Source organism: Pseudomonas sp. LBUM1652 (assembly GCF_059716105.1).
Genome location: NZ_CP166804.1, coordinates 850,887 through 871,903, shown reverse-complemented (window position 1 = coordinate 871,903; position 21,017 = coordinate 850,887). Strand labels below are relative to the sequence as shown.

The 21,017-nt window shown below is 57.7% G+C and carries 20 protein-coding genes and 1 pseudogene; 8 read left to right on the top strand and 13 right to left on the bottom strand.

What is annotated here, in order from left to right; all coding sequences use genetic code 11:
• Positions 1-212: 212 nt before the first annotated feature.
• The 4 genes from qatC to ACA069_RS03805 form a co-directional block, all read right to left on the bottom strand.
• Complete coding sequence (gene qatC, locus ACA069_RS03820) at positions 213-1,541, bottom strand: Qat anti-phage system QueC-like protein QatC (protein WP_497616379.1); 1,329 nt, start codon at positions 1,539-1,541, stop codon at positions 213-215.
• Positions 1,520-2,272 carry a Qat anti-phage system associated protein QatB gene (locus ACA069_RS03815; protein WP_497616377.1) on the bottom strand — a complete coding sequence of 251 codons (753 nt, stop codon included), beginning with the start codon at positions 2,270-2,272 and terminating at the stop codon, positions 1,520-1,522. Before ACA069_RS03815 ends, qatC begins: the two co-directional genes overlap by 22 nt.
• Positions 2,272-4,068: a KAP family P-loop NTPase fold protein gene (locus tag ACA069_RS03810; protein ID WP_497616376.1), complete on the bottom strand. Its 1,797-nt coding sequence runs from the start codon at positions 4,066-4,068 to the stop codon at positions 2,272-2,274. Before ACA069_RS03810 ends, ACA069_RS03815 begins: the two co-directional genes overlap by 1 nt.
• Positions 4,069-4,300: 232 nt before the next feature.
• The gene (locus tag ACA069_RS03805; protein WP_497616375.1) at positions 4,301-5,341 is read right to left on the bottom strand and encodes a DMT family transporter; all 1,041 of its coding nucleotides are present in this window, start codon (positions 5,339-5,341) and stop codon (positions 4,301-4,303) included.
• A 237-nt stretch (positions 5,342-5,578) separates the two neighbouring features.
• On the opposite strand from ACA069_RS03805, the gene ACA069_RS03800 reads away from it, so the two are divergent.
• From ACA069_RS03800 to ACA069_RS03785, 4 genes are all read left to right on the top strand, one after another.
• On the top strand, positions 5,579-6,505 hold the full coding sequence (locus ACA069_RS03800; RefSeq protein ID WP_497616373.1) for a hypothetical protein: 927 nt from the start codon (positions 5,579-5,581) through the stop codon (positions 6,503-6,505).
• Between the two features lie 197 nt (positions 6,506-6,702).
• Positions 6,703-7,074, top strand: coding sequence for a DUF6124 family protein (locus ACA069_RS03795; RefSeq protein ID WP_187676633.1), 372 nt, complete (start codon positions 6,703-6,705; stop codon positions 7,072-7,074).
• Positions 7,075-7,320: 246 nt separating this feature from the next.
• Positions 7,321-7,908: a ribosomal protein S5-alanine N-acetyltransferase gene (rimJ, locus tag ACA069_RS03790; RefSeq protein ID WP_401270491.1), complete on the top strand. Its 588-nt coding sequence runs from the start codon at positions 7,321-7,323 to the stop codon at positions 7,906-7,908.
• Between the two features lie 69 nt (positions 7,909-7,977).
• Positions 7,978-9,417 carry an ArnT family glycosyltransferase gene (locus ACA069_RS03785; protein ID WP_497616371.1) on the top strand — a complete coding sequence of 480 codons (1,440 nt, stop codon included), beginning with the start codon at positions 7,978-7,980 and terminating at the stop codon, positions 9,415-9,417.
• On the opposite strand, the gene ACA069_RS03780 is transcribed toward ACA069_RS03785, so the two are convergent.
• Positions 9,399-10,238: a phosphatase PAP2 family protein gene (locus ACA069_RS03780; protein WP_497616370.1), complete on the bottom strand. Its 840-nt coding sequence runs from the start codon at positions 10,236-10,238 to the stop codon at positions 9,399-9,401. The genes ACA069_RS03785 and ACA069_RS03780 overlap by 19 nt on opposite strands.
• Entirely contained in the window at positions 10,235-10,906 is a 672-nt protein-coding gene (pmrG, locus tag ACA069_RS03775) for a lipopolysaccharide core heptose(II)-phosphate phosphatase PmrG (RefSeq protein ID WP_497616369.1), read from the bottom strand. Before pmrG ends, ACA069_RS03780 begins: the two co-directional genes overlap by 4 nt.
• Before the next feature lie 244 nt (positions 10,907-11,150).
• On the opposite strand from pmrG, the pseudogene ACA069_RS03770 reads away from it, so the two are divergent.
• Together ACA069_RS03770 and ACA069_RS03765 are read left to right on the top strand one after the other, a co-directional pair.
• A pseudogene (locus tag ACA069_RS03770) lies at positions 11,151-12,212 on the top strand (methyl-accepting chemotaxis protein); the annotation flags it as partial.
• Positions 12,207-13,070, top strand: coding sequence for a methyl-accepting chemotaxis protein (locus ACA069_RS03765; protein WP_497618187.1), 864 nt, complete (start codon positions 12,207-12,209; stop codon positions 13,068-13,070). The pseudogene ACA069_RS03770 and the gene ACA069_RS03765, both read left to right, overlap by 6 nt.
• Before the next feature lie 80 nt (positions 13,071-13,150).
• On the opposite strand, the gene ACA069_RS03760 is transcribed toward ACA069_RS03765, so the two are convergent.
• From ACA069_RS03760 to ACA069_RS03750, 3 genes are all read right to left on the bottom strand, one after another.
• Positions 13,151-13,423, bottom strand: a complete 273-nt coding sequence (locus ACA069_RS03760; RefSeq protein WP_497616368.1) for an RNA recognition motif domain-containing protein — start codon at positions 13,421-13,423, stop codon at positions 13,151-13,153.
• A gap of 300 nt (positions 13,424-13,723) precedes the next feature.
• Positions 13,724-14,143, bottom strand: coding sequence for a type II toxin-antitoxin system VapC family toxin (locus ACA069_RS03755; RefSeq protein WP_497616367.1), 420 nt, complete (start codon positions 14,141-14,143; stop codon positions 13,724-13,726).
• Positions 14,140-14,385 (bottom strand): FitA-like ribbon-helix-helix domain-containing protein, encoded by a 246-nt coding sequence (locus ACA069_RS03750; RefSeq protein ID WP_187676626.1) that lies wholly within the window; start codon positions 14,383-14,385, stop codon positions 14,140-14,142. The genes ACA069_RS03755 and ACA069_RS03750 overlap by 4 nt, the downstream gene beginning before the upstream one ends.
• A 193-nt stretch (positions 14,386-14,578) precedes the next feature.
• Here ACA069_RS03750 and gliR point away from each other — a divergent pair, with 193 nt between their 5' ends.
• Together gliR and ACA069_RS03740 are read left to right on the top strand one after the other, a co-directional pair.
• Positions 14,579-15,595 carry an AraC family transcriptional regulator GliR gene (gene gliR, locus ACA069_RS03745; protein ID WP_497616366.1) on the top strand — a complete coding sequence of 339 codons (1,017 nt, stop codon included), beginning with the start codon at positions 14,579-14,581 and terminating at the stop codon, positions 15,593-15,595.
• Between the two features lie 415 nt (positions 15,596-16,010).
• The gene (locus ACA069_RS03740) at positions 16,011-16,376 is read left to right on the top strand and encodes a DUF6124 family protein (RefSeq protein WP_187676624.1); all 366 of its coding nucleotides are present in this window, start codon (positions 16,011-16,013) and stop codon (positions 16,374-16,376) included.
• A gap of 227 nt (positions 16,377-16,603) precedes the next feature.
• On the opposite strand, the gene ACA069_RS03735 is transcribed toward ACA069_RS03740, so the two are convergent.
• From ACA069_RS03735 to ACA069_RS03720, 4 genes are all read right to left on the bottom strand, one after another.
• Positions 16,604-16,972, bottom strand: coding sequence for a glyoxalase superfamily protein (locus ACA069_RS03735; RefSeq protein WP_497616364.1), 369 nt, complete (start codon positions 16,970-16,972; stop codon positions 16,604-16,606).
• A gap of 118 nt (positions 16,973-17,090) precedes the next feature.
• Positions 17,091-18,548, bottom strand: a complete 1,458-nt coding sequence (locus tag ACA069_RS03730; RefSeq protein ID WP_497616363.1) for an N-acyl-D-amino-acid deacylase family protein — start codon at positions 18,546-18,548, stop codon at positions 17,091-17,093.
• Between the two features lies 1 nt (position 18,549).
• The gene (locus tag ACA069_RS03725) at positions 18,550-19,410 is read right to left on the bottom strand and encodes a MurR/RpiR family transcriptional regulator (protein ID WP_187676621.1); all 861 of its coding nucleotides are present in this window, start codon (positions 19,408-19,410) and stop codon (positions 18,550-18,552) included.
• Positions 19,411-19,425: 15 nt separating this feature from the next.
• A complete protein-coding gene (locus ACA069_RS03720) occupies positions 19,426-20,775 on the bottom strand; it encodes a GntP family permease (protein ID WP_497616361.1) in 1,350 nt (449 codons plus the stop codon).
• Positions 20,776-21,017 lie beyond the last annotated feature (242 nt).

The following is a 21,017-nucleotide window of genomic DNA, read 5'->3' as shown; positions in this document are numbered from 1 at the left end:
AAGCCTGAATCACCAAGCGGCCATTCAACAATGATGACAGCAATGCAATACCCAGACCTTGCAGTTCAAGCATGTGTACTGGTTTTACTCAATACCTGAAAGACCTTCCAGTGCCATCCGGTTTGCTATCGACTCACCACCCTATTGGCCTGGAAGCGATTAGGGTATCGCCGAAAGCCGCTATTCTCGCACTGAGGGATTACAGACCCCATTCACAGCAGACCGAGAGACGATAGATAGCTTCTAACCTCTCCCATGCCTCTAGTGGCCACGCCTATTAAATAATCACGAGACTGGCGGTGGAGTGGAAGCGGGCCGGATTGACGCACCCATTTCGCGACATCTTCTGCAGGCAATCTGCGGGCCGCCAGGATCATGGCCATCAAATCATCTCTGGCATTCGCATCCCGAACTACTGAAGTCAGATCCGCTCCTCTAGCATGGTACGCGGTGCCGTCCGTCATTCCGGCAGCGTGGAACGAGGCGCGTCGGATGACGCACGGGACGCACTTACCACACTGCTGGTGTGTCCGCTTCCACTTACCACACGATACCGTTTCCGATGCCAGAACCCTCAAGTTCGCTTGATCTAAGCACCCAGAAAGCATCTCTCCCTTCGTCTGAAGCGCGTACGGATTCTCGACTCGTACAGGCAGGCCGACCGTCTCCAGGATTTTTTGGAATAGGCCCAAAAAATGTGGGTGCGTCGTCCTAGTACTCAACGCGCCAATGCGGCGAGCAGTCATTGGAGGGTTCAGCGCAATGAGCCCGTTCTCGGGAACGAAAAGCTCTACTGGTGAGCCAGTGACTCGTAGCTGCGCCAGTGTGGCCCCAACCAGTGCACCATAGGCGAGGAAATTGAAGCTTCGAGTGCGCATCTGCACATCGGTTTTTCTCCCAGTCAAGGACACCGGATTTGCTACCGCAGCGAATCTTGAGACCTCCACCGGTAGATGATCCCGAACCATGATTTGCTTTTCCGAGTCACCTCGATATGCATGACTTATCAACAATGGGCGCCTGCCCTCTGCTAATAAATTCAACGCTCCAATGCCGCTATCCATCCCCCCCGAGAACAAACTGACGCAATCGTGGCCGGCCATAACGGTGATGCGACCACGGTTCTGAGACGTGAGCTGTCTGGGTCCATCAGGCAATAGGATGATCTCCCAAAGATCGCCGCTTAAGAAATGCAGAGCCTTCTGTAAAAGCGGTATCGCGGGCTGCCAAAGTTGCGGATCAGCGATGGGGATGAATAAGCGAAGCTCCCGGGCCCAACCATCATCAGCTTCTGCCTTATCAACAAAAGTATCTGCGGCTGTTACGGCCATGGCTATCGTCAACAAATCGAACCCAGTTCTACTGACCGGAGCACCCAAACGCCTCACTGCAGCGCGAACCGGCCCCCCAATAGAGCAAGTGCCCCGCGCCGGTGGGCGACTGCCGTACATCAGTACGGGAATTTCATCAGCCGTTTGCGTGCGAAGCTGATCAGCTTCGTGATGGAAAATGAGGTCTGTCACTCTTGGTATGCCTCCCATTCACTCCACACTTCGCGGATGGCGGCCATCTGAATCTTTTCAATTTGAGTGCTGGAGAGCGCTTTCAGACTGCCTCCCAACAAGGGACGCATGTGCTTGTCGGTCACCGATTCAACGAGAGAGTACAGTTCCTTCTCGGCCTGCTCGACTTGGCCAGGTGATTCAGCTTTTGCGAACGCATCGTTCGAATCGAGTACCACTTGTCCAAACACGCATTTGGTAACGTACACCAGCATCATCTGTACAAGCATCTCGTCAGTGATGCTCGCGAAATCAAACTCTTGGTAACCTTCTAGGCATTCAGAGAGCGCCTCGTTCATCGCAACCCGAACGCGATCAGAATCACCGTCCTCAGTGGCAAGCGCCTGCACGATCATGTCGATAGCAATGTCCGTGTCCTGGCCGTTCAACGCAGCGAGATCCAGCCCCAGAAGGGAATGCCCTTCCCTCAATGTGGCCATCGCACCAAATAAGGCTCCACCGGCTCCGGCCATGGAGCCAAACCGGGCAGGTCCAATGCTACTGCCACCGGTTGCACCGCCTGCATAGCTGCTTATCGCAGAGCGAAGGTAATCGCCGTCTCCTGTCGAGACGAATCTCCCCAGATTTGTGCGAAAGTCTTTAAATCGCTGCGGAGGAGCCTCGGGTACCTGCTGCCCACCGGTGTCCACCCACCCAGGCACAAATGGAGAGTTACCCCCAGGCCCTTTGCTTGACGTAGAGGTTCCCATTACTTCTTATCCCTCTCCTTGTACCAGCTCGCGCCCTTAAGCTTGCTGCTGAGCCAAGGCCGAATTTTGTCCGGCATTACGGTGTGAATGAAGTCCGATAGCAGCGCACCGGCTTCTGGTGACTTCTCGGCAAGCAACTGTGCACCGTCGAAGCCGACTGGCTTACTTGTCCACTCAGAATGCGACCGCATCGATTCAATTAACTGGGTCATGACGGCCGCGTGCTCACCACCGGATATGGTCTGTAGAGCAGCTTTTGCAGAAGGTGACGAGGTGTTGGACGTCCGTTTGAGCACAGCAAGCGCTTCGGCCGCATCAGCAGAAAGACCTGCGCGCAATACCCGTAAGGGAGTGGTTTCCCTGCTCAGATAAACGACCGGACGAAGGTCTACAGTCGAAAGCTGCGGTTCGAGCCTGATCCAATCTCGCACGAGATCTACTTTGGTCCATAAATCCGGACAAGCCTCCGCAAATTTCACGGGGTCTTCCAGTAGTCCCTCCAGTTCGGCCAGCACTTCAGGTTTGCCACCGGCAGCACCATTTATCATCGAGTAAAGATGGGCGACCGCTTTCTCCTCCATACAACGCTCAAAAAGAGCTACCTTGGCGATTAGGGCCTCGTTTACAGGCATTTCACGCAGTGCCGCTACCCGTACCCTCATTCGAACGACGTTGAGCATACGCTTCACGATTCTGGGGTTACCCAACACGGAGCTGGAGCTCGCGAGCATTGGCGCAATTCGATCAGCAATCGGAAAAGCTTCGGCAACCTCCACTGGCACTTTCGAGCCCAGCAACTCTAAGGCCCTCTCTGTGCTGATGGGCTCGTCTCTCCATGCCTTGCGCAAGTTATCTTCAAGTCCGAGCCTCAAGGCCTCGATGCGTTCGCCAGGGACCTTGTTACCGGCCGAGGCAAACAGCATGAATAGGTACGCCCGAACCTCCTGAACGCCCAACCTTGGCACACGAACAGGCACTTGAATAAGTTTGTCCAAGTAATCAGTTACATGACGATCACCAGGATCTTTGAAATGCTCACTGACCGAATGGCGAACCATCTCCTCATCTGCCGCCACGACAAAAGCCGTATGGTTCATGAAGAGGAATAGACGCAAAGCCTCCAAGGTATGGATCGTCTGCTTGGGCAAGCAGCGATCTAAGTTGTCGACAAAAACGACCAACGTTTTGTTGAGACCATTGAGGACATCTGAAAACTCCTTTCGGAACGCCTCGATCTGTTGGGGGGGAGTTTGCTGCTTTTCTGGGCCAAGCAGCCCGGTAAAGTTGTCCTTCGCTTTACCACCTTCATCTTTGATAGTTCCTAACGAGTCATGATCCGCTTCACCGGAAAAGAGCTTCCCCAGAGCTTCCACCCCTTTCGCACCAAAACCGAAAGCAGGCATACCCAAAGCAAGCGCTCCGCCTTCGACCATGAGACCAAGCATTCGCATTTTGTTGGCCCGCGCAAAAAGCTTCTTCGCTTCAGGTAGAAAGCTGGTTTCTTTGGCAGCGTCGATAAGGGTGGAGGCGATGACCTCCATTAGCGCTGCGCGGGAGTCATCGAAGCCCTGATACAACCAGGCGTCAAAACGAACGACGACGAATTCAGACGCTCCCTGAGGAGGGTTCAGTCCATGCTCGATCAGATTGAGCAGCGTGGACTTTCCAGTACCCCAGGAACCGAACACGCCTACGGTAACCGGACGCATGGACGGATCACGGATGACGTCCACAACAAGATCGGCCACTTCTGAGTAATTCAGAAAATCGTTTTTTGTATCGACATCAGCCCACATCTGAGCCTCCTTGCTTGCGGACCATCCCTTTCTTGCGAGTTGGGCTTGCTGCCACAGACACGCAGCATCGCCTTCATGATCGATCATCATTCGTTAAAAAGCGATTCAATGCCACTATTTCGGCATCTAGTGACAAACCTCTTCGTATCAGTCCGTCGGGCTTTTGTAGTCATGCCGCCCATGAATCCGACACGACACCCAGCACCTGCCGTCCTTCCCCCCTCCAAACGTATCAATGACCATGCCGATGATGAACATCGGGAAAGTGCGCATGCGTGTGGCGGATCGGCGAGTGCTTGTGCGGGTGAGTGTGACGCTCGGTTCCGTCCCACGCAAAGTCATGTTCATGCTGGTGATGTTCGTCGTGGGTGTGGCGATGGTCGTGCTCTAGCGGTTCATGTTGATGCTCGTGTGTATGGTTTTCCATCAGGTGAACCCACACACCGAAGGCCATCAACGCTGCCGCGAGTGCGAACATCAGCGATACCGACTCGCCCAGCACCATGATCGAAATAACCGCGCCGAGAAACGGCGCCGTGGAAAAGTACGCGCCCGTACGAGCGCTGCCCAGTCCGCGAAGGGCGAGAACGAACAGCACCAGGCTGACACCGTAGCCGAGAAATCCCACCAGCATGATTGAGACCAATGAGCCCGCAGCAGGCAGTTGCATGCCGATGACCAATGCCAGAGAGCAATTGACCACACCGGCCGCCAGACCTTTGCTGCCGGCGATAAACAGCGCGTCCGAGGCCGAGACTTTACGGGTCAGATTGTTATCGATCGCCCAACACAAACAAGCGAAAGCCACCGCCAGCGGCCCCGTCCAGTCATGGGTCGTCGCCGTCTCTTGTGGCCATGCCAGCACGACACCGCCCAGGACAATCGCGATCATGCCGATCACGATCCGGCGATCAGCATTTTCCTTGAACACCACCCACGCCAGCACCGCCGTCAGCACCGACTCAAGATTGAGCATCAGCGAGGCTGTGGCCCCGGTCGTTCGAGTCAGACCGAACATCAGGGCGGTCGGCGCCAGTACACCGCCAAAGACGATGGCACCGATCAGCCAGGGCCACTCTTCTGCCGTTAGCCCTGAACGCTGCCACGCTTGATCGCGAACAACACGAACAACGCCCAGCCCCAGACCACTTCCCAGATAGAGCAGCCCGGCCAACAGGACGGGGTTTGTCTCCACCCCCAAAAGCTTGGCGAGTGGCGTGCTGGCGCCGAACAATGCCGCAGCCGCCAACGCGTAGAGAACATTCAAATTCATAATGGAGCCGCCCTGTCTGGCCCAATGCACATGCCCGAACATCATAGCTTTGCTTGCGTAAGAATTATGTGAACAGCCGATGCGCAACTGACTGTCGCCTCATCGCCGGGCCAATCGGATGACTCACGTCAAACACACCCTGAAATCCACCGAGATTTAAGCAACGGTGCGGTTGGACGGGGGCGCGCCTGTGGAACTATCCTTCGAGGCACCCAGGCCATTACCCCAAGGACACTCATGAATATCTGGCTCGGCGCCGCACTGGCGGCCCTCGTTTCACTGTCTGCCAACGCAGCCAACAGCGAGAACCCTCCAAGGATCCAGCCAGTCGTCTACAAAAGCGGCTATGGCAGCGTGCAATTCAAACAGTCGATCAAGGGCTATAAAACGGCCGAGTACACGCTCAACGCCAAGGCTGGGCAGATCCTGACGGTGGGTTTTAAAACCTCCAACAATTCCGCCAACTTCAACGTCACCGCCAAAGGCGCTGATTACGCCCTGTTCAACAGCTCGATCATGGGCCATCACTTCACTGGCTCGCTGCCCGCCGATAGCGAATACACGGTTCAGGTCTATCTCATGCGCAATGCGGCACGGCGCGATGAAGTGGCCAATTACGAAGTTTCCCTGGTTCTCGCCAATGGCGACGCTGTGGATAACAGCCAATCCTTCGACAAGAACCTGGCGTTGCAGGGCATCGACTTTTATGTGAAAGCGGATGAGGTCGACGGCAAACCCGCCTTGCGCATCGAGCCTAAAGGGCTGGAAATCGATAACTCGACGATCACCCGCCCGCTCAACGGCAACATCGTGCGCGCCGAAGTCGCCGATCTGAATAACGACGGCTCCCCCGAGATCTACGTATTCACACGTCCTCCCGGGCGCAGCATGCCGGGCGAATTGATCGCCTACTCGGCCAACAACAAAAAATCCCTCAGCGAAATCTACCTGCCACCGGTCAGCGACAACCCGAAAATAGCCGAGGGCTACCAGGGCGAGGATTCATTCTCGGTGGTGGAAAATACGCTGGTGCAGCGCTTTCCGGTGTACGACAGCGCGGATGCCAACGCAGGGCGAACAGGGAAGATGCGACAGATTCAATACAAGTTGATACAGGGTGAAGCGGGATGGGTCTTGCGCGAGGATAAAGTCTCGGAGTACTGAAAAACCTCTCGGACGTGGTTAGCCAGCGACTTTCGCTTCCTACATTCCACGTCCTAGGAAATTTCCCTCAACACGCGTCGACTTTCATGAACTGGTGAACCGATTTTCAGGGCGCTACCCTCCAAGACTCGCTGCCCTCCAGCGGACGGTTTGACAGACCGCCCCCGCAGAGATTGTTCACTCCACGGAGCCACGTCATGAAAAAAATCACCCGACTTACGCTTGTTGGACCGGTACCTGCCGATGCGCAAATTTCCGGACCGCAACAACAACCCGGCACCACCGGTTCGAACCCACGCAAACGCCGCCGCACCGTTCCCCTCAAGCAGATGCTCAGCGTGCGCGACGATGTCGACACATTGACCCTGCTCACGCATGCCAGTGATCTGCTCGAGTCCCTTGTGGACATCAGTGCAAACTTTGCCGACGAATTCGATGGCTCCAAGCGCCATGTCGCTGTGGTCATGAAGCAATTGAGTGCGCTGGCCGAAATCGTGATCTGCCGGGCACGGGATCAGGTTGCTCAACAGGGATCGCCTGACTCGCCCACCCCTGAAGTTCGCCACTGACCCACGAAGTCTGTACAGGCCGGCAGCGGCATCGAAGCGGTCCATCGAGATGAATTTTTCTTCACTGCCGCTGTTCAGCCGAAGCTGTACAGTCCACTCGCTCATTCAAGAAACTACGGTTCGCCCGCGGCTCTCCCGCGGGCTTTTTTTTGCCTGGCATTCAACGTCCCCCCACTCTCCATCACTTGCCGAACCCTGGGTATTGCGCGAACCTGCCAGCAATCTTCTCGCCCACCGGAGCGCCCGATGCCGCTGCTGACTTTGCCCTGCCAACGCCTGACGCTGGCGATACTTGCTCCGGAGCAAGCAGAGCTGGAAAGTGATTTCTACCAACGCAACCAACGTCACCTCGCACCGTGGTCGCCGATCCGCACCACCGACTACTTTTCCACGGCACAGATTCGCCGCCGCCTCGACATCCAGGCCAGCGCCTTTGAAGCCGGGCTGGCCATGCATTTCGCCCTGCTGACGCCGGACGGCCAGCAGATGATCGGCGCGTGCAACTTCAGCGGCATCATTCGCGGGGCGTTTCAGGCGTGTTATCTGGGCTATCACATCGATGAAGGGCATCAGGGCCAAGGCTTGATGCAGGAAGGCCTGGAGGCTGGCATCGGCTACATGTTCGATACCCAGAACCTGCACCGGATCATGGCCAATTACGTTCCCGGCAACGAGCGCAGCGCACGATTGCTGGAGCGACTGGGCTTCGAACAGGAAGGCTATGCCAAGGCATATCTGAACATTGCCGGGCGCTGGCAGGATCATGTGCTGACGGCGCTGGTCAATCCGGCATTCGAAGCGCCAGATCAGCGTTGGTCGCGCCGTCTGGGGTGATGTTCACAATTTGTTCAGCAATGGCGATTTATGCTCAGGCCTCCCGCCCCTTCCGGTTGCCTGAAACCCATGTCGCGTGCCGCCACTTCGCTGTTTCTACTTGCTGCCCTGCTGTTTTTCTTCGCGCTGGGCAACCATCAATTGCAAGGTTCCACCGAAGCCCGCGTCGCCGGGATCGCCATGGAGATGCATCTGGACAATGACTGGGTGACGCCCCGTCTGTTCGGTGAGCCATTTCTAGAGAAACCGCCGCTGAGTTTGTGGCTGGATGCCGGCGCGATGCGCGTATTCGGCGTTTCGCCGTGGGCGGTGCGGCTGGCGTCGGCGGTGGCCGGGTTGGTCAGCGTAATGTTGCTGTACGGCATGCTGCGCCGCTTTGAACGGCCGAAAGCCATCGCGTGGACGGCCGGGATTCTGCTGGCGACGATGGCCAGTTACTGGAGCAACGTGCGTGGGGTTGGCGAGGACGCGCTGCTGGCGCTCGGCGTGACGGCAGCGCTGCTGGCGTTTTTCCAGGCGCAACGCGCATCAACTGCGGGCAATTCGCTGCTGTTTGTCGTCGGGATTGCCATCGCCACCTTGAGCAAAGGTGTGCTGGGACTGGCCATGCCGGGGGTGGTGATTTTTGCTTATCTGCTGGCCGATAACCTGATCGACAGACGTCTGAAGATCGGCGACTGGCTGCGCCCGGGATTGCTCACCTTGGCAGGGCTGATTCCACTGCTGATCTGGCTCGTCGTTCTTTATCAACACGGCGGTGTGCAAGCGGTAAAAGAAGTGTTGCTGACCAACAGCGTCGGTCGCTTCAGCGGATCGTTCGTCGAGGCCGGGCACTATGAGCCGTTCTATTACTACCTGGCCAAACTGCCCGAAGCGTTCCTGCCGTGGAACGTTCTGGTGTACCTGGGGCTGTGGCATTTCCGTAAACAGTTGAAGACCAATCGTTACCTGCTGTTTTTCAGCCTGTGGATAATTGCGCAATTCATCATGCTCACCCTGGCCTCAAGCAAGCGCACGGTGTACCTGATGTCGATGACACCAGCGGCTGCGGTGATTGCTGCGGAATATGCGAGCGTGCTGTTCGAGCGATTGAAAGAGTACGAAAGCACCAAACGATTTATCGGAAGGATCGCCCGTCATCGTCAGGCACTGGGCGCCGGTGTGCTGACCCTTGTGATCGCCAGTTATCTCGCCGCCGCGCAGTGGGCGCTGCCCCATGCCGATAAAAAACTGTCGTTCCTGCCGCTGACCGAACACATTCAGACGCTGCAAGCCGAAGGGCATCAGGTCGCATTGTTTCAAGCCAATGAGCGGGTCGGCGGCGCCAGCGTTTTCTACACCCAACAGGTGCTAAGGGGCTTGGACACCGACGCGCAACTGAGGGAATTCCTCGCGGCCGCGCCTGCGAACGTGGTGGTGATGGCCGGTGACAGCATTCCCGCCGCACCGCTCAAAGTGCTCAAGACCCTGATGGTCGGGCGCCAGGCGTATTACTTCGTCAGCGACTGAAGCCCATCAGATAGCGGCTTGGCGACGTAATCAGGCGGCTGAGGCTTGTGCAACACCGGTACCTGCAACCGTGCCCGCCCATAAAACGCCAGCGCCGTCAGCAAACATGCCAGCCACACAAAGATTCCGGCCCAGAACGTGTGGGACATGTAGTGCCACCCCTGCAGAACCCGCGTCGTGCCGTAGACGAAACCGAGCAACAACGAGCCCCACAACAATGCACTGGAAAAACGCCACTGGTAACGGCGCCCCACGAAATACAACGCCAGCATGGTGAAACCGCCGGATGCATGTCCGCCCGGCCAGCAGCGGCCACTACCCGCTTCGTGGAACAGCTGGAAATTGCTGTACCACTCGATGTGGGCCATTTTGCCGCCATACAACGTTGTCTCGATCGGGCAGTAAACGCTGGTGTGGGATTTGAGGAAATGGATCACCCCGGTACACACCGCGAAAGCAACGACAACAAACAGAAAATCCCTACGATGATCAGCGGCAAATCGCAGCACTGGCGCGACTTTACTGCGTTCCAGAAACGCGCCGAGTCGCGGGCGTTTCTGTGGATTGACCAACGGCCAGACCATCGACAGCATCGCGCCGATGAGGGCAATTTCGGCAGTCCAGTTCGGAATGATCCGCGCCCACTTGTGGGTGAGCTTTTCAAAGAAGTGAATCTTGTCGAGCGGGAAGCTCTGGGTCAGCGGATCGAATAGCAGATTGCTGAAGGCGATATCGATCTTGGTCATGTCGAACATCAGGAACACCAGCGCCGCGCAGACCAGCGGGATGCCGAAGTTGTAAGCGTAAAAACGTGATTTCATCGGGTGGTCACCGTGCGCCAGTCGGAGGCTTCAATAAAGCCGAGCATTTTTGGAGCCGCCGGGCTGGCAGCGGAAACAAACAGTGAAGCGCCGTAACCCAGATTGGACGTCGGTACTTTCAGGTCTTTTTCCAGTTGTGCCATGCATTCACTGTGGGTCACCAGAATCAGGTTGCGACCGGGAATCTTGTGGGCGAGTGCGTCCTGCAACATGCGGCCCTTGCAGTTGATCAGCCAGTCTTCGCCGCTGGCGGCATGGTTGAACATGTAACCGGCGGTTTGCACGGTACGCATTACCGGGCTGTTATAGATGTCGGCGTTGTTCAGGCCCAAATTCTCGAACTGCGCGCCAACGGCTACCGCGACACTGCGCGAGCGGTCGGTGATGCCGTCATGGCCACTCAGGCACGCAGCCTTGGAGTGATCGCAACGCTCGACATGGCGCACCAGCACGATCATGTCACCCTTGGCCCACCCTGCCGCCAACGCCTGCGCACCGGCGACATTGCCGTGGGCCAGATCCGGTACCGCCGCCGGAGCCAGCAGCCATAAGGTCAGCGGCAGCACCAGCACCGATGCCGCCAGCACCACCCAGGTGTTGCGAAAGCGCGCAAAACCACTCAGGTCAACCGAGCGCTTGACGCCGAACAGACTCAGTCTCAATTCCACAGAAAAGCCACCATCACTTGTCATTCGATGCGGCGAAGCTACCGATGTCCGCGTAGGCAGCCGGTGAAACCCTTGTGAAAAAAATCTTGGGATGAGCTTGTTACAAATTCTGTCGGACAAAATCCTTTCAGCTCTCGGGTTTGCGGCCGATACAAACCTGCTAACACCCTTGCTGGCTCAAAAAAACAACAATCTTCCAGCCTGACCGACGATCAAGAAGCACAACGTTCCTGGAGGAATTGTGATGAATAGCTGGTTCGGCAACATCAGCGTGAACATGAAATTGGGGCTGGGCTTCGGCCTTGTCCTGGCACTGACCTGCGTCCTGGCCCTGACCGGCTGGACGAGCCTGGGCGGCCTGATTGACCGCAGCAACTGGATGAGCGACATCACCCAGTTGAACTCTGGCCTGACCAAACTGCGCGTGGTGCGCCTGCAATACATGCTGACCAACGGCGACGAAACCGCCGCGCAGAATGTGCAGACCACCCTTGAAAGCTTCGCCGCACAGCAGCAGGCGCTGATCAGCAAATTCAAGAGCCCGGAAAACGTCAAACTGCTCAAGGCGCAGGCGGCGACCATCGCCGAGTACCAGACGTCCCTGAACAAAATGCGCAACGCCTACCGCACCGGTAACAGCGCCCGCGACGTCATGGGCACCAACGCCGACACCGCTTACAACCTGATCGAGTCGATCAGCAAGCGCGTCCAGCAGATGGACTTGAGCGAGCAGCGTTTCGAACAGTTCCAGGCCATCACCGCCGCCAAGGAAGCATTCATCCTCGCGCGCTATGAAGTGCGCGGCTACACCGCCAGCACCAATGCCGAAACCGAGCAGAAAGCCATCGGCCAGATCGACGTGGCAATCGCCAGCCTCAAGCAACTGAACGTGCGCTTCGCCGATACCCAGCAAGACGCTCTGCGTCAGTTGGAAACGGCATTGACCAACTATCGCAGCGCATTGATGGCGTACAAAAACGCCAACAGCGAAGCCGTGCAGGCACGTAAGGAAATGACCGATCAGGGCACCACCATCGTGAGCCTGAGCGAGCAGCTGTACCAGATCCAGCTTGACCGTCGTGACATCGAAAGCGCCCAGGCGCGCACCTTCCAGTTGATCAGCACCCTGCTGGCCCTGCTGGTCGGTGTGATTGCCGCCGTGATCATCACCCGTCAGATCACCCGTCCGCTGCAAGAAACCCTGGCCGTGGTCGAGCGCATCGCCAGCGGCGACCTGACCCAGAATGTCACCGTGACCCGCCGCGACGAACTCGGCGTGCTGCAACAAGGCATCGCCCGCATGGGCGTGACCCTGCGCGACCTGATCAGTGGCATCCGCGACGGCGTCACCCAGATCGCCAGCGCGGCTGAAGAACTGTCGGCCGTGACCGAACAGACCAGTGCCGGCGTGAACAGCCAGAAGATCGAGACCGATCAGGTCGCCACCGCCATGCACGAGATGACCGCCACCGTGCAAGAAGTCGCGCGCAACGCCGAAGAAGCCTCGCAAGCCGCAGCGGCCGCTGACGGCGAAGCCCGTGAAGGCGACAAGGTTGTGAATGAAGCCATTGCCCAGATCGAGCGTCTGGCCAGCGAAGTGGCGCGTTCCACCGAAGCCATGAGCGTGCTGCAACAGGAAAGCGACAAGATCGGCAGCGTCATGGACGTGATCAAGGCTGTTGCTGAACAGACCAACCTGCTGGCGCTCAACGCGGCCATTGAAGCGGCGCGTGCCGGTGAAGCCGGTCGTGGTTTTGCCGTGGTGGCCGACGAAGTCCGTGGCCTGGCCCAGCGTACCCAGAAATCCACCGAAGAAATCGAAGGCCTGGTCGCCGGTCTGCAAAACGGCACCCAGCAAGTCTCGGCCGTGATGAACAACAGCCGCGCCCTGACCGACAGCAGCGTCGCCCTGACCCGCAAGGCCGGCGTATCACTGGAAAACATCACCCGCACGGTGTCGAACATCCAGTCGATGAACCAGCAGATCGCCGCCGCTGCCGAACAGCAAAGCGCCGTGGCCGAAGAGATCAGCCGCAGCATCATCAACGTGCGCGACGTGTCTGAACAGACCGCCGCCGCCAGCGATGAAACCGCAGCGTCCAGTGTTGAACTGGCGCGGTTGGGTGGTCAGTTGCAGCAGATGGTGAGCCACTTCCGCGTCTGATTCAGTCACCTGGTAAACATCAACTACAAAGCCTTTGAGAACAAAGGCTTTGTAGTTAATAAGCTCCAGCGTTTGAAAACTTATCCCTCTTCAGTGAGGTCTCTAATCATTATGGTTCCACCTTCAAACTCCGTTCCACCCAGACCATCAACAGCACTTTGCGCATCTAATTGATCATTATAAATAACAAAGCCGAATCCTGTAGGCCGCCCCGTATCCCTACCGAGAACTACCCTTGCGTCTGTAACTACCCCATACACTTCGAACTTAGCTCTTAGTGACTCATCTGTAGTCATATGCGAAAGCCCGCCTACAAAAATCTTCGTTTTCGGTCCAATCGGTTTCACAGCCATAACCTGCACCTCTTGAAATATAGGTAGATTTCCTGCAATCCAAACCTAACTACTTCAAAAGAATTTGAGACCTGTAAAAAATACTAGTTTTTTAGAACATTTCGAACTAGGCACCAGTCCCGCCAGATATAAATTATTTTTTGTTTCAGCCAGTGGAAATCGACCGCACTGGGTAAGGCATTAATTAGGCGGCGCCAAGCAATTGGCATGGCTAAGCCATAAATCAAAACAGTTTCGGTTTCGCGCTCATAAATCCGCTCAGCCACCCATTCTGCAAAATGTCGCAGGTGCAAGAGTGCTTCAGGCTTGCCAAGGATTGATCACCTCAATTGCGGAAAACTCAAAATCCTTCACATTACGAGTGGCAATCGATGCGCCATGCGCTCGGCAGATGGCAGCTATTTGCGCATCAGCCATGGACACCGCGCGGCCCTTAGCTTCGCAATCAGCAACCAGTGTCGCGTATTCGACGGCGGCGTGAGCATCGAACGGCAAAATGCGCCCGGCGAAGTCCTCTTCGAACATGGCCATAGCATGCGCCTCAAGTTTTTGTTTGCGCTTGCCAGAGGGCAGGCGTGCGATGCCGTGGAGGATTTCTGCCACGGTGACGGCGCTGATTGCCAGATCCATCGCTGGCTGCGCATCTACCCAATCAAGCACCCGAGCTGCAGGCTCGGCTCGCATAAACTCTGAAAGAACATTGGTATCGAGCACTATCATTCAGAAAAATCCACCCCGGTGGCTTTCTCTGAACGCTTTGGTAACACCAGTTCCACTGCGTCCACATCGCTGAATCTGTTGCGTATCCGGCTGCCAAGTCCACCGGCGCGATCAACCGTCGCCAAGGCTCTGCCGAGAATCAGACGAGCCTCTTCTTCCATGGAGTGCCCGTTATGAGCAGCGGTGATGCGCAACTGTTCCTTGAGCTTCTCGTCAAGGTTTCGAATCGTGATGCTGGCCATGACGCCCCCTGCAATCAATGAAATCATTGATTGCAGGCTAGCACATCCCATCATGCTCAAATCCGGCAATCTTCCCGGCGGCGCATAGCAGCCTCACCGCATTCCACGCTGGGAATTTACTTCAGCCATGGTTTGCAACTACCTTTCAAGGCACTCATCCGCTCACGCGCGCCTTGATCCAGGAATGACGATCATGCAATCGCTCGGCTTCACCTCCGTTCCGCCGCTGCTCAAATACCTGCGCCATGCCGAGCATTTGGGCATGGCCATTGAGCCTGCGTTGGCGGCAGCCGGGTTGCAGGCGCAGCAGTTGAGCGACAACACCCTGCGCTTGCCGGGTGAGGCCCATGAAAAGTTGCTCGATTATTTCTGCGAACACTCGGGTGATCCGTTGTTCGGGCTTAACGCGGCGAAATTTGTGTTGCCCAATTCCTGGAGCGTGTTGGGTTACATCACCATGAACTGCGCGACGCTGGGCGATGCCATGAGCCGGATCATGCCGTTCGAAAAACTGGTGGGCGACATGGGCGTGAGTCGCGCCGAGGTGCAGGACGGCCATGTGCATCTGATCTGGAGCTGCCGCTATCAGCGCCCGCGGATTCGCCGGCATCTGGTGGAAAACGTGCTCGGTTCGTGGTTGCACTATGCGCGCTGGATTGCTGATACGCAGGTGTCGCCTGCCGCTGTCTGGCTGGAACATTCGCGCTCGGCCGAGACGACGTTGGCGCAGTACGAAGCGTTTTTCGGTTGTCCGGTTTTGTTCGATCAGCCTTATTCGGCGTTGATTGTGCCCTTGGCGTATCTGCAACTGCCGTTGCGCCAGGCCGATGCGCAATTGCTGCGCACGCTGGAGGAGCATGCCATGGGGTTGATGGCGACGCTGGAGGACGCATCGCTTGCGCAGCGGGTGAAAAACATTCTGCGTCAATTGCTCAAGGAGGGGCTGCCGCGCAAAGAGCAAGTGGCCGAGCAGCTCAAAGTGTCAGTGCGTACGTTGCAGCGTCAATTGCAGCAGGCGGGGACGTCGTATCAGCAGATTCTTGACGATCTGCGTCAGGAACTGGCTGAGCATTACTTGCTCAACAGCAATCTGCCCATCCAGGACATTGCGCAGTATCTGGGGTTTACCGAACCGCGCTCGTTTCATCGCACATTCAAGAGTCGGCGCGGGATGCCGCCCGGCGAGTTTCGGCAAATGCATCGAGGGTGACTGTTCGGGCCTCATCGCCGCCCGAATTCCGACAGGCAAATCCTCAATCTCTGTAGCGCAATAAACCCATTCCACCCTAGCCGTTTAAAGACACTCAGTGTTACGCCCGAAAGCCTACAAATCCTTGCGCCGCTGCCTACGCCTACGCCAGAATCCGCCGGCTTGTGCGCCCCGTAGCCCATCGGTAACTTGAGTCCGTCACTGATTTCCAGTGAACGGGTTTAGTAGCCCGAGGTAATTCGCTTGGTCGTACATTCATCACAGGTGCTTGCGTACCTGAGTTTTATGGTGGCTGTACGTAGGGCGCTTCGGCGCGCCGGCTTAAGCTGAGTTCCCCGGTCTACTAACCTGCGTACAGCTGCCACCCCTTCGTTTAGTAGCAAAGGGTTGGGGCTCAATGAAGGGAACACAGCTTATGTTCAAACCAACGCCTAACCCGCCGGTCACCGACCCGGGCTCTCCTTACGAATCGCCCGATTCAAAGAAATTCCACGACGCCGCCGAACGTGCCCTCGACCACTATCTCGGCCCACCGACCGCCGCCATCATGGCTGCGCCCTACAAACCCAACGCCTTGTACATGGCACACCCCGAGGCCAACACCGAATCCCTGATCGCGGACGCCAGTGAAACCCTAGGCTCGGCCATCGTGTTGCTGCACAACCATGTCGCGATGGTTGAAGGCACGCACCGCAAGACCCTGCAAGGCATCGCTCAGGTGGTGATGCTGGCCGAGTTGGCGGTCAATCGAGTGCTGGATAAGTTAGTGCCGACCGAGTAACGAAAAAACCCGCTGTCAGGCAGAACGGGTTTGGCAGCGGCCCTCACCCCAGCCCTCTCCCGGAGGGAGAGGGGGCCGACCGAGGTGTCTTGCGCTGTACATCGACCTGAACGCCCCAGTCGATTATGGATTCGGTCAATCACTTTCAGGTCGGCGTACTTCTCAAGCATCCCCCAATCAGTCCCCTCTCCCTCCGGGAGAGGGCTAGGGTGAGGGGTTTTTCCAGCTCAGACGCTGATCGCATTGGTAAACACCAACCGATTGCCAAACGGATCAGCAATGGTCATGTCCTGGCTGCCCCATGGCATCGCCTGAATCTGCGGGTGCGAGAATTTGTAGTCCTTGGCCACCAATTGCTGCTGAAACGCCTCCAGCTCATCGGTTTCAATCCGCAATGCCGACCCCGGCGTCGCATCACCATGGTGCTCGGACAAGTGCAGCACACACTCACCCCGCGACACCTGCAGATACAACGGGGAGTTCGCTTCGAAACGATGCTGCCAGTCGATCTTGAACCCGAGGAAGTCGACGTAGAATTCTACGGCTTTGGCTTCATCGAAAATCCGCAGGATCGGGGTGGTTTTGCCGAAGCTCATGGGGTGCTCCCTGACTGGTTGGCCCAAGAGTTTAGCTGGGCTTGATGTCAGCAATTCGGCTTGTTGATGGCTTTCTTTAATTGCAATGTGCCACTACTGTGACGCACTGCGCGAAACGTTAACAAAAGCCATCACGCAAATCGCCCTGCCGCGCAAGAAAACGCCCTTCCCTTCGACCGCTTGCCTGACCATCGCGGTAACTCAAAACGCCGTTTATCCAAACGCCGTCGATGCCCTGTGCCGCGCGTTGCGGGTCATTGAAATCAGCCACATCACGCACCGTCGCCGGATCAAACAACACCAGATCCGCCCAATGTCCTTCACGAATCTCACCCCTTTCCTTCAGCCCGAATCGCGCGGCCGACAGACCGGTCATCTTGTGCACGGCGGTGTGCAGCGGAAACAGCCCGACGTCGCGACTGAAATGTCCGAGCACCCGTGGGAAAGCGCCCCACAAACGTGGATGCGGGAACGGGTCTTCCGGTAGTCCGTCAGAGCCGACCATCGACAACGGATGCGCGAGGATTCTTCTTACATCGGCCTCGTCCATGCCGTAATACACCGCACCCGCCGGTTGCAGGCGTTTGGCGGCGTCGAGCAGCGGCAGGTTCCATTCGGCGGCGATGTCGATCAGGTCGCGGCCGCTGACTTCCGGATGCGGCGTCGACCAGGTGATGGTGATGCGGTGGGCGTCGGTGACTTGCTTCAGATCCAGCGTCGAAGAACTCGCCGCGTAGGGATAGCAATCGCAGCCCACCGGGTGAGTTTTCGCCGCTTCTTCCAGCGATGCAAGCAACTGCGGACTGCGCCCCCAGTTACCGACTCCGGCACACTTGAGGTGGGAAATGATCACCGGTGACTGTGCGTGTTTTCCGATGCGAAACGCCTCGTCCATTGCCTCCAGCACTGGTGCAAATTCGCTGCGTAGATGGGTGGTGTAAACGGCGCCGAATGCCGTGAGCTCTTCGGTCAGTTGCATGACTTCATCGGTGGAAGCGTTGTAGGCGCTGGCGTAGGCCAGGCCTGTGGATAACCCAAGCGCACCGGCCTCAAGGCTTTCGCGTAACTGCTCGCGCATGGCGCTGATTTCTTCCGCCGTTGCGGTGCGAAACAAATCGTCGAGGTGATTGCTGCGCAGTGCCGTGTGCCCAATCAACGCGGCCACGTTCAACGTGGTATTGGCCGCTTCGACCGCCGCGCGGTAATCGCTGAAGCGTGGATAAACGAACGCTGCGGCAGTGCCGAGCAGGTTCATCGGGTCCGGCGGATTGCCTTTCAAACTGACCGGTGAGGCGCTGATTCCGCAGTTGCCGACAATCACCGTGGTCACGCCTTGGCTAAGCTTGGGCAGCATCTCGGGTTGGCGGATGACCACGGTGTCGTCATGGGTGTGTACGTCGATAAAACCCGGCGCCAGCACGCGACCGGCGGCGTCGATTTGTTCGCTGGCGGTGGCGTCGTGCAAGTCGCCGATTCGCTCGATGCGACCATTGAGAATCGCCACGTCGGCGCGGTAACCGGGCGTGTTGCTGCCGTCGATGATCAGGGCATTGCGAATCAGCGTGTCGTATTGCATGTCAGTCTCCCAGTGGCAGGTGATCGTCGCCGCCACGGTATTCGTCGAGGGCGAGTTTGATCCGCCGCAGACGCTCTTGATTGTCTTCAGGATTGACCAGCGCCAGTTCGGTGGCGAGCACGTCGATGGCGAGCAACATGCCGTAGCGCGCCGCCGTCGGTTTGTAGATGAACGAGGTTTCTGCGCCTTGCAGCGGCAGGACGATGTCGGCCAGTTCGGCCAGTGGCGAGTCGGCGCGGGTGATGGCAAGAATGCGGGCGCCGTAATTGCGCGCCAGTTCGACGGTTTCCAGCAGTTCGGGGGTGATCCCGGTCAGCGAGCAGACGATGACGACTTGCTCGGCATTCAAGCTGGCGGCGGTGACGCGCATCATCACCGCGTCGTGACACACCGCAATCGGGTAGCCGAGGCGCACCAGCCGCACCTGCAATTCATCACTGCACAGGGTCGAGCAACCGCCCATGCCAAACGCGTGAATCATCCGCGCCTGGCCGAGCAATTTCACCGCGTCGGCGAAGCGTGATTCGTCGAATCCAGCGAGATGCTGACGCAGTGTGGTTTCGATATCGCCGACAATCTGCCCGTAAAACGCCGACTGCTCAGGCGTGCCCGCCGGGTCTAGAAAGCGACTGCCGACGCCGCTGGCCTGGGCCAGTTGCAGGCGCAGATCGCGCAGGTCACGACAGCCGACGGTGCGGGCAAATCGCGACAGTGTGGCGGTGCTGACTTCGGCCCGTTGCGCCAGATCTTCGAGGCTGGCGGAGGCGGCAAAGCCAACGTCGTCGAGCATCAGTCGGGCGATGCGGCCTTCGCCGGCGCTGAAGGAATCCTGGCGGGCGCGGATCTGGTAGAGGATGTCCATGGCGGCGGGCTCCGGTTACAGCAGGTAGGAAAGGCCGACGGTCAGACCGAAAGCGACCAGCGAGATCAAGGTCTCAAGCACGGTCCAGGTCTTGAACGTCTGCGCGACCGTCATGTTGAAGTATTCCTTGATCAACCAGAAGCCGCCGTCGTTGACGTGGGAAAAGATAACCGACCCGGCGCCGGTCGCCAGCACCAACAATTCAGGATGTGGATAACCCAGACCGATGGCGACGGGCGCGACCACGCCAGACGCGGTGGTCATCGCCACGGTTGCCGAGCCAGTGGCAACGCGCATCAGCGCCGCAAACAGCCAGCCCATGATCAGCGGCGACAGGTGGAATTCGTGGGCGAGGCCGACAATCTGATCGGTCACGCCTGCGTCCACCAGAATCCGGTTCAAGCCGCCGCCGGCGCCGACCAACAAGGTGATGCTGGCGGTCGGTGCCAGGCATTCGTTGGTGAATTTGAGGATCGATTCGCGGTTGAAACCCTGGGCAATCCCCAGCGTCCAGAAGCTCAGTAACGTTGCCAGCAACAGCGCAATCACCGAGTTGCCGATGAACAACAGGAATTGATTGAAACCGCTGCCCGGCGTGGAAATCAGGTTGGCCCAACCGCCAATCAGCATCAACACCACGGGCAACAGAATGGTCGCCATGGTGATGCCGAAACCCGGCAGTTTGTCGCGGGGTTCGCGGTCAAGTAATTGTTTCTCCAGCGGGTTATCCGCCGGCAACTGAATACGCGGGACGATGAATTTGGCGTACAGGGGACCGGCGATAATCGCCGTCGGAATGCCGATGGCAATCGCATACAGCAGCGTCTGCCCGACCGACGCCTGATAGACCTGCACCGCGAGCATCGCCGCCGGGTGCGGCGGCACCAGCGCGTGCACCACCGACAAGCCTGCAACCATCGGCAGGCCGACCATCAGAATCGACACGCCGACCCGCCGCGCCACGGTGAAGGCAATCGGCACCAGCAACACGAAACCGACTTCGAAGAACAGCGGCAGCCCTACCAGAAACGCGATGCAGACCATCGCCCAGTGCGCGTTTTTCTCGCCGAATTTGTCGATCAACGTGCGCGCCATCTGCTCGGCACCGCCGGACTCGGCCATCATCTTGCCGAGCATCGTGCCCAGCGCGACCACCAGCGCAATGTGCCCCAGCGTCTTGCCCACCCCGGCCTCATACGCGCCCACCACACCGGATGGCGGCATACCCGCCACCAGCGCCAGACCGATGGAAATCAGGGTGATGACAATGAACGGGTTGAGCCGGTAGCGAGCGATCAGCACGATCAAAGCGATGATGGCGACGGCGGCATAGACCAGCAGCCAATAGCCGAAGGAAGGCGTCATGCGGTACTCCTCGAAAGGGTCACGTTCGAATGGGTTGTGAAACTCATAAATCATTTCGAGATCGAGTTTTCAAACCACATGAAAGTAATTTTCGTGGAGAGGTAAGAGGTGTCGCTAATAGATATGCCGTGTCGCGATTAATGAAAATCGAGGGGCGGGATTTACATCACTTTCCGGTAGACGAGAAACCAAGGTGGGAGCGAGCCTGCTCGCGAAGATGGTCTCACATCAACATTTCTGTC

Bases quoted from the DNA above. Each gene is read 5' to 3' on its own strand.
- ACA069_RS03750 (WP_187676626.1), bottom strand. From the start codon at position 14,385: ATGGCCAGCATCACGATTCGAAACCTTGACGAGAAGCTCAAGGAACAG.
- ACA069_RS03805 (WP_497616375.1), bottom strand. From the start codon at position 5,341: ATGAATTTGAATGTTCTCTACGCGTTGGCGGCTGCGGCATTGTTCGGC.
- ACA069_RS03815 (WP_497616377.1), bottom strand. From the start codon at position 2,272: ATGGGAACCTCTACGTCAAGCAAAGGGCCTGGGGGTAACTCTCCATTT.
- ACA069_RS03765 (WP_497618187.1), top strand. From the start codon at position 12,207: ATGGGCGTGACCCTGCGCGACCTGATCAGTGGCATCCGCGACGGCGTC.
- ACA069_RS03795 (WP_187676633.1), top strand. From the start codon at position 6,703: ATGAAAAAAATCACCCGACTTACGCTTGTTGGACCGGTACCTGCCGAT.
- ACA069_RS03810 (WP_497616376.1), bottom strand. From the start codon at position 4,068: ATGTGGGCTGATGTCGATACAAAAAACGATTTTCTGAATTACTCAGAA.
- ACA069_RS03785 (WP_497616371.1), top strand. From the start codon at position 7,978: ATGTCGCGTGCCGCCACTTCGCTGTTTCTACTTGCTGCCCTGCTGTTT.
- qatC (WP_497616379.1), bottom strand. From the start codon at position 1,541: ATGGGAGGCATACCAAGAGTGACAGACCTCATTTTCCATCACGAAGCT.
- ACA069_RS03720 (WP_497616361.1), bottom strand. From the start codon at position 20,775: ATGACGCCTTCCTTCGGCTATTGGCTGCTGGTCTATGCCGCCGTCGCC.
- ACA069_RS03780 (WP_497616370.1), bottom strand. From the start codon at position 10,238: ATGAAATCACGTTTTTACGCTTACAACTTCGGCATCCCGCTGGTCTGC.
- gliR (WP_497616366.1), top strand. From the start codon at position 14,579: ATGCAATCGCTCGGCTTCACCTCCGTTCCGCCGCTGCTCAAATACCTG.
- ACA069_RS03725 (WP_187676621.1), bottom strand. From the start codon at position 19,410: ATGGACATCCTCTACCAGATCCGCGCCCGCCAGGATTCCTTCAGCGCC.
- ACA069_RS03755 (WP_497616367.1), bottom strand. From the start codon at position 14,143: ATGATAGTGCTCGATACCAATGTTCTTTCAGAGTTTATGCGAGCCGAG.
- ACA069_RS03735 (WP_497616364.1), bottom strand. From the start codon at position 16,972: ATGAGCTTCGGCAAAACCACCCCGATCCTGCGGATTTTCGATGAAGCC.
- ACA069_RS03760 (WP_497616368.1), bottom strand. From the start codon at position 13,423: ATGGCTGTGAAACCGATTGGACCGAAAACGAAGATTTTTGTAGGCGGG.
- ACA069_RS03730 (WP_497616363.1), bottom strand. From the start codon at position 18,548: ATGCAATACGACACGCTGATTCGCAATGCCCTGATCATCGACGGCAGC.
- ACA069_RS03740 (WP_187676624.1), top strand. From the start codon at position 16,011: ATGTTCAAACCAACGCCTAACCCGCCGGTCACCGACCCGGGCTCTCCT.
- rimJ (WP_401270491.1), top strand. From the start codon at position 7,321: ATGCCGCTGCTGACTTTGCCCTGCCAACGCCTGACGCTGGCGATACTT.
- ACA069_RS03800 (WP_497616373.1), top strand. From the start codon at position 5,579: ATGAATATCTGGCTCGGCGCCGCACTGGCGGCCCTCGTTTCACTGTCT.